Below are 13,767 nucleotides of genomic sequence, written 5' to 3'. Positions count from 1 at the left end.
CTTTTTTTCATGAAAAATATGTGTCGAACAGGTTTTCTATATCAGCTGGGAAAGGCGCTTCGGCAACAATCAGCTCGCCGGTTATCGGGTGAACGGCTTGTACCTTTTTGGCGTGCAGCGCCTGTCTGTTTAGCAGCTTGCTCCCGCCTCCGTAGAGCGCATCTCCTATCAGCGGATGGCCGATGCTCGCCATATGAACACGAATTTGGTGGGTTCTGCCTGTTTCCAGCTCTAATTCCACAAGCGTCAGCCGCTCTTTCGCATTACTTGCAACTACCTTGAAATGCGTGACAGCTGTTTGTCCGCTTGGTGAAACCCGGCGTCTTGTCGGGTGAGATCTGTCTCTGCCGATCGGTGAATCAATTGTCCCTTTCTTTGTCTTTAACTTTCCTTCAGTGATGGCAGTATACGTGCGTTTCAGCGTCTTTTTCTCTAACTGCTGATCCAGAATGGCGTGTGACAATCGATGCTTCGCAAAAACGATTGCGCCAGATGTATCCTGATCAAGACGATGGACGTGGCGCACCTTGCATATTTCCCCATTCACCTGATAATGGTATGCGATCAAATTAGCCAGTGTGCCGGTTTGGCCATCCTCATTTGGATGCGTCGCTATGCCCGCAGGCTTATTGACGATCAGCATATGATTGTCCTCAAATAAAATATCAAGCTCTCCATACTCTGGTATGACGGAGGATTCTTCACTTTCCTGAAGATCAATGAATACACGGTCTCCTTTTTTGACGATAACATTATTTAGGACGGATTCGTGATTGACCTTTACCTGATGATGGGACATCCAGTCTTGAATCACGGGTTTAGAGGCTTTAAGCGCTGTTTTCAGTACAGAAAACAGCCATTGGCCATCTTGTTTTTCATTGATGAGGAGTTGAAGCCCTCTGCCTTTTTGTTTCATGTTAAATGGCTCCTTTTCGAAGCAGAAGGCTGCTGTTTCTCATAGGAAACACTTACCTTAGCTTTCGTGTTTTTTTCTGTGCTATTCTTGATTAAGACTTAGGATATTCGATGGCAAGAAAGGTGATTGACGTGAGAATTGTGAACGCAGCAACTGCAGAACAGGAGAGCTTTATCAAGGAGCTGTCAATGGAGCTGATCCATGATGTATTTCCTCTTTATTTCTCCGAACTGGACATTCAGCGCTTTAAAAAGAAAGGCGTTCTGTCTTTAAATAACCATTATTACCAAGGAACATTAAAAGAAGCATTTCAAATTATGGCTTGTCTGCAAATGATACATATTATCCTGACAAAGCCTTCGCCGCACAATGATTTGAGTAATCAGGAGATTTTTGATAAAAACAGCAAGATGCTGAATGACTTTGGGATTTATTTTCCGTTTGCTTTTTCTGACTTTCAAACGAAGACAAACAAAGCCTTTTTCGGTCACAGAAGGCTGATATAATCAGGCAGCAAGAGCTTTTTCATTTTCAAAAAGCTCTTTTTTGTATCAGAGAAATCATATCATAAAACCTTTCCTCTAACTCCCTTTTTAATCGGCACGTGTCTGAACATACTAATGATTGAAAGGGGTGCTGACAATGAGTTCAGTAAGAAATACAATGACAACGCAGGTGGCAACCATTTCTCCGAATCAAACGATTCAGGAAGCGGCTTCTCTCATGAAACAGCATAACGTCGGGGCGATTCCCGTTGTAGAGCAAGGTGTTTTAAAAGGAATGCTGACTGACCGTGACATTGCATTAAGAACTACAGCTCAGGGCCGAGATGGCCAGACACCCGTTTCAGAAGTGATGTCAACAGACCTCGTATCGGGAAATCCTAATATGAGTCTGGAAGACGCGTCACAGCTGATGGCCCAGCACCAAATCCGCCGCCTTCCTATTGTAGATCAAAACAATCTAGTCGGGATCGTTGCGCTTGGAGACCTGGCAGTCAATCAGATGTCGAACGCGTCTGCTGGAGAAGCGCTGACAAACATTTCTCATCAAAACATTCATTAATAAGAAAGAGCTTGCGGTGTGCAGGCTCTTTCTTCACATAAACCTTACTTTTTGAAAGCAGACATGTTTCGGGGTATAGTGAGTGTATACATATGTCTCAATTCGGACTAAAGGAGTTGTACGCAGTGATTAAAGCGTTAATTTTTGATTTTGACGGACTGATTCTTGATACAGAAACACACGAATATGAAGTCCTTCAGGAAATATTTGAAGAACACGGCTCAGTCCTGCCGTTATCCGTCTGGGGAAAGGTTATTGGAACAGCCGCGGGATTTCGGCCGTTTGAATATTTAGAAGAGCAGATCGGCAAAAAGCTGAACCATGAAGAGCTGACAACATTGCGAAGAGAACGGTTTGCGAAACGCATGGAAACAGAAAAAGCAAGACCGGGTGTCGAGGCGTATCTGAATGCGGCAAAGGATTTAGGCTTAAAAGTAGGCCTTGCCTCCAGCTCTGATTATAAATGGGTATCGGGCCATTTGAAGCAAATCGGCCTGTTTGATGATTTTGAGGTCATTCAAACGGCAGATGACGTGGAAGAGGTGAAGCCGAATCCTGAACTGTATTTATTGGCGGCAAAGAATCTTGGCGTATCACCATCAGAATGTCTCGCGTTTGAGGATTCTGTCAATGGTTCGATTGCTGCGAAAAGAGCGGGCATGAAGTGTGTCATCGTCCCGAATAAAGTAACAAGCACCTTGATGTTTGAAGATTATGATCACAGGCTTGAATCAATGGCGGAGATGGAACTCGCCCTATTGCTTGATCATCTGAATAAACAACACTAGAGAGGAGCGAGTAGATTGTCTGAGAAATTAGATTTGACCCGTTTTGAAAAGAAAATGGTCATTCGCAATATCGAAGAGAAAGACATTGACAAGATTATCGATCTTCAAAAGGACTGCTTTCCGGGAATGGAGCCTTGGAAGCGGGAGCATTTAATCAGCCATCTGGAACATTTTCCAGAAGGGCAGTTTTGTGCAGAATTCGAAGGTGAAATTATCGGTTCGTGCTCAAGTCTCCTGATTAATTTTGATGAATATGATGACCGCCATACGTGGCAGGACATTACAGATGATGGTTATATCACCAACCATAATCCGGACGGCTTGAATATGTACGGTATTGAGGTCATGGTGCATCCGAAGTATAGACGAATGAAGATCGGCCACCGTTTGTACGAGGCGAGAAAGGACTTGGCCAGACGCTTAAATCTGAAAAGCATCATCATAGGCGGACGGATCCCGAACTATCATAAATATGCAGAGGAAATGACGGCGAGAGAGTATGTTGAACAGGTGACCCGCCACCAAATTTACGATCCGGTCCTATCTTTTCAACTGATGAACGGCTTTACCCTTATGCGGATTAATCCGAATTATCTCCCGGATGATACAGCTTCGATCAAGTATGCGACGCTGATGGAATGGAACAATGTCGATTATCTTCCGCAGCAGACAAAACGTTATTATAAATCGGCGTTCCCTGTGAGAATCTGTGTGATCCAATATGAAATGAAGAAAATTTATTCCTTTGAGGAATTTGCGAATCAAGTAGAATACTACGTCGATGTCGCTTCTGACGCGAGATCTGATTTTGCGGTGTTCCCGGAAATTTTCACAACCCAGCTCATGTCTTTCCTTGAGGAACGGTCACCGAGCTTGGCGGTACAGAGAATTACCGAGTATACGGAAGATTACATCAGCCTATTTACTGATTTGGCCGTGAAGTACAACGTCAACATTATCGGCGGATCTCATTTCGTTGAAGAAGAGGGCAAGATTTATAATATCGCTTACCTGTTCAGACGGGACGGAACGATCGAGAAGCAATATAAACTCCATATTACGCCGAATGAACGCAAATGGTGGGGAATCAGCGCCGGAGACCAGGTTCGCGTGTTTGATACGGACTGCGGAAAAATCGCGATTCAAATCTGTTATGACATTGAATTTCCTGAGCTCGCCCGGATTGCGGCGGATAAAGGCGCAAAAATCATTTTTACGCCGTTTTGTACAGAAGACCGCCAAGGCTATCTTCGTGTCAGATACTGTTCGCAGGCCCGAGCGGTTGAAAATCAAGTTTATACGGTCATCTCCGGAACGGTTGGAAACCTTCCGCAAACGGAAAATATGGATATCCAATACGCTCAGTCAGGCATCTTCGCACCATCTGATTTTGAATTCGCCAGAGACGGCATTGTCGGTGAAACAAATCCAAATATCGAAATGGTCGTCATCGGCGATGTTGACCTGGAAATTCTCAGAAGACAGCGCCAAAACGGTACAGTGCGCCAGCTAAAAGACAGACGGCGTGATGTTTATCATATTCAATATAAAAAATAATCCCGGAACCCGCCTGAATTGGCGGGTTTTTTCAGCGAATACGGAATTGAAACGATTATGCGCTTTCTTTAAAATAAAAGTAAATTGTATATTGGGATAGAAGGTGCCTTTATGGAGTTTCTGTTTGTTTTAGTTCCTGTTTTCGGAATTTTCGCAATTGGTTATATCGGACAGAAAACGCTCGGCTTTGATATTCAAACACTGTCCAAAATGTCTTTATACTTAATGTCTCCTTTTCTGGCGTTTGATACGTTTTATACGAATAAGCTGACGATGGATTATGTCTATCTTTCTATTTTTGTGCTGGGGCTTTGCTTGATTCTTGTTCTATTTGTCTACTTTTTATCTTTCTATCATAAGTACCCGAATCAAGATCGCTGTGCCATGATCCTGTCATCCGCTTTTATGAATAACGGCAATTACGGAACGCCTGTTGTTCTGCTGGTGTTTGGGACAGCCGGGCTGGACACGGCCGTTGTGTTAATGGTGCTGCAGCAGTTAATTATGAGCACGATTGGCATGTATTATGCGGCAAAAGGAGGTTCGGAGGTAGGCGGATTTAAAATGGTCATGGCCCGGGTCATCCGTATGCCAGTTGCGTACGGGGCACTTTTAGGCGCAATACTTCAGCTTATGCGTATATCAATTCCTAAAGAGGTAATGACGGGTGTTGAACTGGTCGGAAATGCGGCCATTCCGACGATTATGATCATCCTTGGCATGCAGCTTGCACTGATATCTTTTAAGCATATTGAATACAGGAAAATTTCTTATTCATTGCTTTTGAAGCTGATGGTATCTCCGGTAATTGCACTTGGCTTCACGTTTATCTTGCCGATGGATGATATGACAAAACAAATCATGATTCTCGTCGCCGCCATGCCGACTGCTGCCAATACGACTTTAATGGCTGTCCAGTTTAATACAAGGCCGGAAATCGTTTCGAGCGCAACCTTTATCAGCACGATGCTGAGTATTGTCACCTTGCCTGTTCTGCTTTGGATGCTGCATCCTCTTTCTTCTTGAGAAAGAGGAAGTTTTATTATTTCCGGGGTTTATTGACTCTAACCCCATCTGGCTTTATATTGAAGGCAGGGAAATCATCACCAAGACATCACATAAGAGAAGGTCTGTTTCAATTGAATTGGCACTTTAGTGAACGCTAATGAAATGGAGATGATGGGGATGGAAAACATTCAGCAAAATCAGGGATTAAAGCAAAAAGATGAGCAATTTGTGTGGCATGCCATGAAGGGAGCGCATCAAGCGGACAGCCTGATTGCCCAAAAGGCCGAAGGGGCCTGGGTGACCGACATAGATGGACGCCGCTATTTGGATGCAATGTCCGGTTTGTGGTGTGTCAACATTGGTTACGGGAGAAAAGAGCTTGCGGAGGCTGCCTATGAGCAATTAAAGGAGCTGCCTTACTACCCGTTAACGCAAAGTCACGCACCGGCGATTCAACTGGCGGAAAAGCTGAATGAATGGCTTGGCGGCGATTATGTCATCTTTTTTTCCAACAGCGGATCGGAAGCAAACGAAACTGCTTTTAAAATCGCCCGCCAGTACCATCTGCAAAACGGCGACCACAGCCGTTATAAATTCATCTCTAGATACAGAGCATACCACGGCAACACATTGGGAGCGCTCTCAGCTACCGGCCAGGCGCAGCGAAAATATAAATATGAGCCTTTAAGCCAGGGGTTCCTGCATGCAGCTCCTCCAGATGTATACCGGAATCCTGAGGATGCCGACACGCTAGAAAGCGCAAATGAAATTGATCGCATCATGACATGGGAATTAAGCGAAACGATTGCCGGGGTCATCATGGAGCCCATCATTACAGGAGGAGGCATCTTAATGCCGCCGGACGGATATATGAAGAAGGTGGAGGACATTTGCCGCCGTCACGGAGCTCTTTTGATTTGCGATGAAGTCATCTGCGGGTTCGGACGGACAGGCGAGCCGTTCGGATTTATGCATTATGGCGTGAAGCCTGATATCATTACGATGGCAAAGGGAATCACCAGTGCGTATTTGCCATTGTCAGCGACTGCTGTTAAACGGGACATTTTCGAAGCGTATCAAGGTGAAGCTCCCTATGACCGTTTCCGCCACGTGAACACGTTCGGCGGAAGCCCGGCTGCCTGTGCATTGGCGTTGAAAAACCTGCAAATTATGGAGGACGAACAGCTGATTCAGCGATCCCGCGACCTTGGGGCAACGCTTTTGGGTGAGCTCCAGGCTTTAAGAGAACACCCGGCAGTCGGAGATGTTAGAGGAAAAGGGCTGCTGATCGGAATCGAGCTCGTCAAAGATAAATTGACAAAAGAGCCGGCTGATGCCGATAAAGTAAACCAAGTGGTTGCGGCGTGCAAAGAAAAAGGGCTGATCATCGGCAAAAACGGCGATACAGTCGCCGGCTACAACAACGTCATCCAGCTCGCGCCGCCATTTTGCCTGACAGAAGAGGACCTTTCCTTTATCGTGAAAACGGTGAAAGATAGCTTTCAGACCATTTAATATAAAAGTGATTTGTTAAAGGAGCACACGATGAGTTTTCACAACCAGCCCATTTTACCGGCTATTCGCAATATGAAGCAGTTTGATGAGTTTTTGAACAGTTCATTTTCCTACGGTGTTATTCTTGATATTCATCTCGGCCAGCTAAAGGGCGTGATCAGAGAAGCGCAAAAGCACGGAAAGAACATGATGGTACACGTCGATCTCATTCAAGGGATCAAGCATGACGAATACGGAGCGGAGTTTATTTGCCAGGACATCAAGCCCGCTGGGATTATTTCCACAAGATCGAACGTGATTGCCAAAGCGAAGCAGAAGAAAATTTATGCGATTCAGCGCCTGTTTCTGCTTGATACAAGCGCGATGGAGAAAAGCATGGAGTTTGTCGGCAAGCATAAGCCTGACTTTATTGAAGTGCTGCCCGGCATCGTCCCATCACTCATTAAAGAAATTAAAGAGAAAACGGGGATTCCCATCTTTGCTGGCGGTTTCATCCGTACGGAAGAGGATGTAGAACAGGCCTTGAAAGCGGGGGCTGTAGCTGTTACAACATCTAATACCAAATTGTGGAAGAAATATGAATAATTTTTGAACGGAAAATGATTGACACCGCTTTCATCCACTGATACAATTGCACTAGGTTAATACAATGTGATGGAGAATCCGGAGACCCACAGCAGCTCTTTACGGTAAAGGTTATGCACCCGTAAAGCGGTTTGTTGTGGTTTTTTTATTCCCTATCATACTTCTTAATCGCAACCTTAGGAGGAATTATCTATGACAGCATTTTGGGGAGAACTAATCGGTACGATGCTGCTTGTCATTTTTGGTGCAGGTGTTTGTGCAGGAGTCAATTTAAAGAAATCGCTTTCATATCAATCTGGCTGGATTGTTGTTGTATTTGGATGGGGATTGGGTGTGGCAATGGCCGCTTATGCGGTCGGCGGCATCAGCGGCGCCCATCTTAATCCCGCGTTAACGATAGCATTTGCTTTTGTTGGTGATTTTCCGTGGAAAGAGGTTCCGGTTTACATTGCGGCGCAAATGATTGGAGCAATAATCGGTGCGGTGATTATCTATCTGCATTACCTGCCGCATTGGAAGTCAACGGATGATCCCGCTGCCAAACTGGGTGTTTTCTCAACCGGGCCCAGCATTCCGCATACGTTTGCAAACGTTTTAAGTGAAGTGATCGGGACATTTGTCCTTGTGCTTGGAATCTTGGCCATTGGGGCAAATGAGTTTACAGAGGGACTTAACCCTTTAATCGTCGGTTTTCTCATTGTTGCTATCGGTATTTCTCTTGGAGGAACCACGGGATATGCAATTAATCCCGCCCGCGACTTAGGACCGAGGATTGCCCACGCACTTCTGCCGATACCGGGGAAAGGATCATCAAACTGGAAGTACGCATGGGTTCCTGTTGCCGGCCCGATTTTGGGCGGATCATTCGGCGGTGTATTTTACAACGCCGCGTTTCAGGGGCAGATCACAAGCAGTTTCTGGATTGTAAGCGTTGTATTGGTTGTGGTATTGTTAGGACTCTATAGCTATACGAAAAAACATGCAGCTAAAACACTATCAAATTCAAAATATATTTAGGCAAAGGGGAGACATCATATGGAAACTTACATTTTATCCTTAGATCAAGGGACAACAAGTTCAAGAGCGATTCTGTTTAATAAAGAAGGCAAAATCGTTCACTCCGCTCAAAAGGAATTTACACAATACTTCCCGCATCCAGGATGGGTTGAGCATAATGCAAATGAAATTTGGGGATCGGTGCTCGCTTGTATTGCTTCAGTCATTTCTGAATCGGGAATCAGCGCTTCTCAAATTGCCGGTATCGGCATCACGAACCAGCGTGAGACGACGGTTGTGTGGGATAAGGATACAGGAAAGCCTGTGTATAATGCGATCGTTTGGCAGTCCAGACAGACGTCCGGCATTTGTGAGGAACTTCGTGAAAAAGGATATAATGATAAATTCAGAGAAAAAACTGGGCTTTTAATCGATCCATACTTTTCTGGCACGAAGGTGAAGTGGATTTTAGACAATGTAGAAGGCGCAAGAGAAAAAGCGGAAAAAGGCGAGCTGCTGTTTGGAACGATTGATACATGGCTCATTTGGAAAATGTCAGGCGGAAAAGCGCATGTGACCGATTACTCCAATGCCTCCAGAACGCTGATGTTTAATATTTACGATTTAAAATGGGACGAAGAACTGCTCGACATTCTAGGCGTTCCGAAATCTATGCTGCCTGAAGTGAAGCCGTCTTCCCATGTGTATGCGGAAACTGTTGATTATCACTTCTTCGGAAAAAATATCCCGATTGCGGGAGCGGCAGGCGACCAGCAGTCCGCATTGTTCGGCCAGGCGTGCTTTGAAGAAGGCATGGGGAAAAACACATACGGCACTGGATGTTTCATGCTGATGAATACAGGGGAAAAAGCAATTAAGTCCGAACACGGGCTTTTGACAACAATCGCTTGGGGCATTGACGGAAAAGTTGACTATGCGTTAGAAGGAAGCATTTTTGTCGCAGGCTCTGCCATCCAATGGCTGAGAGACGGATTGAGAATGTTCCAAGATTCTTCGCTTAGTGAATCTTATGCAGAGAAAGTGGATTCAACTGACGGCGTATATGTTGTTCCGGCATTTGTCGGATTGGGAACGCCTTACTGGGACAGCGACGTGCGCGGTTCGGTTTTCGGCCTGACAAGAGGGACAACAAAAGAGCACTTTATTCGTGCGACACTGGAGTCATTGGCTTATCAGACAAAAGATGTGCTTGACGCAATGGAAGCAGATTCAAACATTTCATTAAAGACGCTTCGTGTAGACGGAGGGGCTGTGAAAAATAATTTCCTGATGCAGTTCCAGGGAGATCTTCTGAATGTTCCTGTGGAGCGACCGGAAATTAATGAAACAACTGCGCTTGGCGCAGCCTATTTGGCAGGTATTGCTGTGGGATTCTGGAAGGACCGTTCTGAAATCGCGAACCAGTGGAAACTGGATAAACGGTTTGAACCTGAACTAGAAGAAGAAAAACGAAATGAGCTGTATAAAGGCTGGCAAAAAGCCGTCAAAGCAGCTATGGCTTTTAAATAAAATCATACTATGATATAATGGTTACAAGTTAATAAGAACGGTCCTGAGATGAGGAGAGACCACAGCACCAAAGTGTAAGCATGCACTTTGGCTGTTGTGGTCTCTTTTTCTATTTACACACCGTGACAACAAGGAGGAGCAATAATGAAACAACAATTTTCAAGTCTTGAAAGAGATCGCATGCTGACAGACATGACGAAAAAAAACTATGATCTATTTATTATCGGAGGAGGAATTACAGGAGCGGGAACAGCTCTTGACGCGGCATCAAGGGGAATGAAAGTCGCGCTTAGCGAAATGCAAGATTTCGCGGCGGGAACATCAAGCCGATCAACCAAATTGGTTCATGGCGGCTTGCGTTATTTAAAACAATTTGAAGTGAAAATGGTTGCTGAGGTAGGGAAAGAGCGGGCGATTGTCTATGAAAACGGCCCGCACGTCACTACACCGGAATGGATGCTGCTTCCGTTTCATAAAGGCGGCACATTCGGTTCATTCACAACCTCTATCGGTTTAAGAGTTTATGACTTCTTAGCCGGCGTAAAAAAATCAGAACGCAGAAGCATGCTTTCAGCAAAAGAAACGCTGCATAAAGAGCCTTTGGTGAAAAAAGACGGCTTAAAAGGTGGCGGCTACTATGTGGAATACCGCACTGACGATGCAAGACTGACAATCGAGGTCATGAAGGAAGCAGTCAAATTTGGGGCAGAGCCAGTGAATTATTCCAAAGTGAAGGAGCTCCTTTATGAAAAAGGCAAAGCAGTTGGCGTATTAATTGAAGACATGCTGACAAAGAAAGAATATAAAGTGTACGCGAAAAAAATTGTCAATGCGACAGGCCCTTGGGTCGACCAGCTCAGAGAAAAAGACCATTCAAAAAACGGAAAGCATTTGCAGCATACAAAAGGCATTCACCTTGTATTTGACCAGTCTGTCTTTCCGCTGAAACAGGCAGTATATTTCGATACACCTGACGGCCGTATGGTATTTGCGATTCCTCGTGAGGGCAAAACATACGTGGGAACAACAGACACCGTATACAAAGAGGCGCTGGAACATCCGCGAATGACAACGGAGGATCGTGATTACGTCATCAATTCAATCAATTACATGTTCCCGGAACTGAATATCACTGCGAATGACATTGAATCCAGTTGGGCGGGGCTGCGTCCGCTGATTCATGAAGAAGGCAAAGACCCTTCTGAAATTTCACGGAAAGACGAGATTTGGACATCTGACTCAGGTTTGATCACCATCGCCGGCGGGAAGCTGACAGGATACAGAAAAATGGCGGAGCACATCGTCGATCTTGTGCGTGATCGCTTAAAAGAAGAAGGCGAAAAGGATTTCGGTCCATGTAAAACGAAAAACATGCCAATCTCAGGAGGGCACGTCGGAGGTTCGAAAAATCTCATGTCCTTCGTTACTACGAAAACAAAAGAAGGAATCGCAGCCGGTTTATCAGAAAAAGATGCAAAACAGCTGGCGATCAGATACGGCTCCAATGTAGAGCGTGTATTTAATCGGGTAGAAGCACTGAAAGATGAGGCCGCGAAACGTCACATTCCGGTTCATATTCTTGCTGAGGCAGAATACAGTATAGAAGAAGAGATGACTGCAACACCTGCTGACTTCTTTGTCCGCAGAACGGGACGTTTATTTTTTGATATCAATTGGGTAAGAACATATAAAGATGCCGTTATTGATTTTATGAGCGAGCGATTCCAATGGGATGAGCAGACGAAAAACAAACATACAGAAAACCTCAACAAGCTTTTACACGATGCGGTTGTACCGCTCGAACAATAAATCATAACGGGCTGTCTCTCAGCCCGTTATTTCTTTTTACGTGCCGAAAGTGCCAGACCTCAGGTTATCAAGTGACAGAGGCACCCGCTTCATATAAAATAATGGCATAAGCTGATACATAGGAGGACGAATATGACTTGGAGAAAGAGCTATGAACGTTGGAAACAGACAGAAAATTTAGATCCGGAACTGAAAGAGCGCCTCACTGAATTAGAGGGGAATGAACAGGCTCTGGAGGACTGCTTCTATAAAAACCTTGAATTCGGTACCGGCGGAATGCGCGGCGAAATCGGCGCCGGGACGAATCGGATGAATATTTACACTGTGCGCAAAGCATCAGCCGGGTTTGCGGCATACATCTCGCAGCAAGGTGAGGAAGCGAAAAAACGGGGCGTTGTCATTGCTTATGATTCCCGCCATAAATCGCCGGAGTTCGCGATGGAAGCGGCAAAAACACTTGCGACACAAGGCATCCAAACATACGTATTTGATGAGCTTCGCCCGACGCCGGAGCTGTCATTCGCTGTCAGACAGCTGAACGCCTATGGGGGAATTGTGGTGACGGCAAGCCATAACCCGCCTGAATATAACGGCTACAAAGTATACGGGGATGACGGCGGCCAGCTGCCTCCAAAGGAAGCGGACATCGTCATTGAGCAGGTAAACGCGATTGAAAATGAGCTGACGATCACAGTCGCTGATGAAAATGCGTTAAAAGAAAAGGGCTTAATCAAGATCATCGGGGAAGACATTGATAAAGTCTATACAGAAAAATTGACGTCCATTTCCGTTCATCCTGAATTATCCGGAGAAGCAGATGTAAACGTTGTTTTTACACCGCTGCATGGAACTGCGAATAAACCGGTCAGACGCGGTCTTGAAGCACTCGGCTACAAAAATGTAACGGTTGTCAAAGAACAGGAACTGCCGGATCCAAACTTCTCTACTGTTGCCTCTCCAAACCCGGAAGAGCATGCGGCATTCGAATATGCCATTAAGCTTGGGGAGGAGCAGAACGCAGATATTCTTATCGCAACAGACCCTGACGCTGACCGTCTCGGTATAGCAGTGAAAAACGAACAAGGCAAATATACAGTACTGACAGGAAACCAAACCGGTGCTCTGCTGCTTCATTACTTGCTTTCTGAAAAGAAAAAACAAGGCATCCTGCCTGAAAATGGCGTTGTTCTCAAAACAATTGTCACAAGTGAAATCGGGCGTGCGGTCGCTTCTTCATTCGGTCTTGATACGATTGATACGCTGACAGGCTTTAAGTTTATCGGTGAAAAGATTAAGGAATACGAGGCATCAGGCCAATACACCTTCCAATTCGGTTATGAAGAGAGTTACGGTTACTTAATTGGGGATTTTGCCCGCGACAAGGACGCTATTCAGGCGGCGCTTTTGGCAGTTGAGGTTTGTGCGTTCTATAAAAAACAAGGGATGTCATTGTATGAAGCGCTCATCAATCTCTTTAACGAGTACGGTTTTTACCGTGAAGGACTGAAATCACTGACGCTGAAAGGAAAACAGGGAGCAGAGCAAATTGAAGCGATCCTTGCTTCCTTCAGACAAAATCCGCCGCAAAAAATGGCTGGCAAACAGGTTGTAACAGCCGAAGATTACGCTGTAAGCAAACGAACGCTTCTGAAGGAAAACAAAGAAGAAGAGATCGACTTGCCAAAATCAAATGTACTGAAATACTTCCTGGAAGATGGGTCTTGGTTCTGCCTTCGTCCTTCCGGAACTGAGCCGAAGGTCAAATTCTATTTCGCCGTAAAAGGAACCTCTTTAGAAGACAGTGAAAAGCGTCTTGCCGCTCTTTCTGACGATGTAATGAAGACGGTAGATGACATTGTAGAGGCTACAGCAAAATAATTTGAGTATAGCTGGATCATTGGAAATGATCCGGCTTTTTTCTTTTTCTCATCCAAAAGTATGAAAGAAAATCCTCCCTCAAGGGCGAAGTAGAGACATACAAAAAACTGGTATAATCTT

At 45.2% G+C, this 13,767-nt stretch carries 12 protein-coding genes; 11 read left to right on the top strand and 1 reads right to left on the bottom strand.

The genetic code is table 11. The annotated features are described in order from the left end of the window. Nucleotides 1-7: 7 nt before the first annotated feature. Nucleotides 8-916 carry an RluA family pseudouridine synthase gene (locus Q5C82_RS07485; RefSeq protein ID WP_003224106.1) on the bottom strand — a complete coding sequence of 303 codons (909 nt, stop codon included), beginning with the start codon at nucleotides 914-916 and terminating at the stop codon, nucleotides 8-10. 110 nt (nucleotides 917-1,026) lie between these two features. Between Q5C82_RS07485 and Q5C82_RS07480 the strand changes: the two genes are divergently transcribed. The 11 genes from Q5C82_RS07480 (at nucleotide 1,027) to pgcA (ending at nucleotide 13,647) form a co-directional block, all read left to right on the top strand. After that, a complete protein-coding gene (locus tag Q5C82_RS07480) occupies nucleotides 1,027-1,422 on the top strand; it encodes a YhcU family protein (protein ID WP_003224108.1) in 396 nt (131 codons plus the stop codon). A gap of 136 nt (nucleotides 1,423-1,558) precedes the next feature. Further along, complete coding sequence (locus Q5C82_RS07475) at nucleotides 1,559-1,981, top strand: CBS domain-containing protein (protein WP_003224111.1); 423 nt, start codon at nucleotides 1,559-1,561, stop codon at nucleotides 1,979-1,981. A 125-nt stretch (nucleotides 1,982-2,106) separates the two neighbouring features. Then, nucleotides 2,107-2,769: an HAD family hydrolase gene (locus Q5C82_RS07470; protein ID WP_003224113.1), complete on the top strand. Its 663-nt coding sequence runs from the start codon at nucleotides 2,107-2,109 to the stop codon at nucleotides 2,767-2,769. A 15-nt stretch (nucleotides 2,770-2,784) separates the two neighbouring features. Next, nucleotides 2,785-4,326, top strand: coding sequence for a bifunctional GNAT family N-acetyltransferase/carbon-nitrogen hydrolase family protein (locus Q5C82_RS07465; protein ID WP_003224115.1), 1,542 nt, complete (start codon nucleotides 2,785-2,787; stop codon nucleotides 4,324-4,326). Between the two features lie 111 nt (nucleotides 4,327-4,437). Then, nucleotides 4,438-5,352 carry an AEC family transporter gene (locus Q5C82_RS07460; protein ID WP_003224117.1) on the top strand — a complete coding sequence of 305 codons (915 nt, stop codon included), beginning with the start codon at nucleotides 4,438-4,440 and terminating at the stop codon, nucleotides 5,350-5,352. Nucleotides 5,353-5,496: 144 nt separating this feature from the next. Next, nucleotides 5,497-6,849, top strand: coding sequence for an aspartate aminotransferase family protein (locus Q5C82_RS07455; protein ID WP_079996528.1), 1,353 nt, complete (start codon nucleotides 5,497-5,499; stop codon nucleotides 6,847-6,849). 30 nt (nucleotides 6,850-6,879) lie between these two features. Further along, nucleotides 6,880-7,434, top strand: coding sequence for a glycerol uptake operon antiterminator GlpP (gene glpP / locus Q5C82_RS07450; RefSeq protein ID WP_003224122.1), 555 nt, complete (start codon nucleotides 6,880-6,882; stop codon nucleotides 7,432-7,434). Nucleotides 7,435-7,626: 192 nt separating this feature from the next. Further along, complete coding sequence (gene glpF / locus Q5C82_RS07445; RefSeq protein WP_003224124.1) at nucleotides 7,627-8,451, top strand: glycerol uptake facilitator protein GlpF; 825 nt, start codon at nucleotides 7,627-7,629, stop codon at nucleotides 8,449-8,451. 18 nt (nucleotides 8,452-8,469) lie between these two features. Next, the gene (gene glpK, locus Q5C82_RS07440; protein WP_003224126.1) at nucleotides 8,470-9,960 is read left to right on the top strand and encodes a glycerol kinase GlpK; all 1,491 of its coding nucleotides are present in this window, start codon (nucleotides 8,470-8,472) and stop codon (nucleotides 9,958-9,960) included. A 141-nt stretch (nucleotides 9,961-10,101) separates the two neighbouring features. Continuing rightward, complete coding sequence (gene glpD / locus Q5C82_RS07435) at nucleotides 10,102-11,769, top strand: glycerol-3-phosphate dehydrogenase (protein ID WP_079996319.1); 1,668 nt, start codon at nucleotides 10,102-10,104, stop codon at nucleotides 11,767-11,769. Nucleotides 11,770-11,901: 132 nt separating this feature from the next. Further along, a complete protein-coding gene (pgcA, locus tag Q5C82_RS07430; RefSeq protein WP_003224130.1) occupies nucleotides 11,902-13,647 on the top strand; it encodes a phosphoglucomutase in 1,746 nt (581 codons plus the stop codon). Nucleotides 13,648-13,767: the final 120 nt, after the last annotated feature.

Source organism: uncultured Bacillus sp., assembly GCF_958411575.1.
GTDB lineage: Bacteria > Bacillota > Bacilli > Bacillales > Bacillaceae > Bacillus > Bacillus spizizenii.
Note: the sequence above shows the minus strand (reverse complement) of the source record. Positions and strands in the feature narration are given on the sequence as shown.

Coding starts and splice junctions, on each gene's coding strand:
- Q5C82_RS07485 (WP_003224106.1), bottom strand. CDS start 916: ATGAAACAAAAAGGCAGAGGGCTTCAACTCCTCATCAATGAAAAACAA.
- Q5C82_RS07480 (WP_003224108.1), top strand. CDS start 1,027: ATGGCAAGAAAGGTGATTGACGTGAGAATTGTGAACGCAGCAACTGCA.
- Q5C82_RS07475 (WP_003224111.1), top strand. CDS start 1,559: ATGAGTTCAGTAAGAAATACAATGACAACGCAGGTGGCAACCATTTCT.
- Q5C82_RS07460 (WP_003224117.1), top strand. CDS start 4,438: ATGGAGTTTCTGTTTGTTTTAGTTCCTGTTTTCGGAATTTTCGCAATT.
- Q5C82_RS07455 (WP_079996528.1), top strand. CDS start 5,497: ATGGAGATGATGGGGATGGAAAACATTCAGCAAAATCAGGGATTAAAG.
- glpP (WP_003224122.1), top strand. CDS start 6,880: ATGAGTTTTCACAACCAGCCCATTTTACCGGCTATTCGCAATATGAAG.
- glpF (WP_003224124.1), top strand. CDS start 7,627: ATGACAGCATTTTGGGGAGAACTAATCGGTACGATGCTGCTTGTCATT.
- glpK (WP_003224126.1), top strand. CDS start 8,470: ATGGAAACTTACATTTTATCCTTAGATCAAGGGACAACAAGTTCAAGA.
- pgcA (WP_003224130.1), top strand. CDS start 11,902: ATGACTTGGAGAAAGAGCTATGAACGTTGGAAACAGACAGAAAATTTA.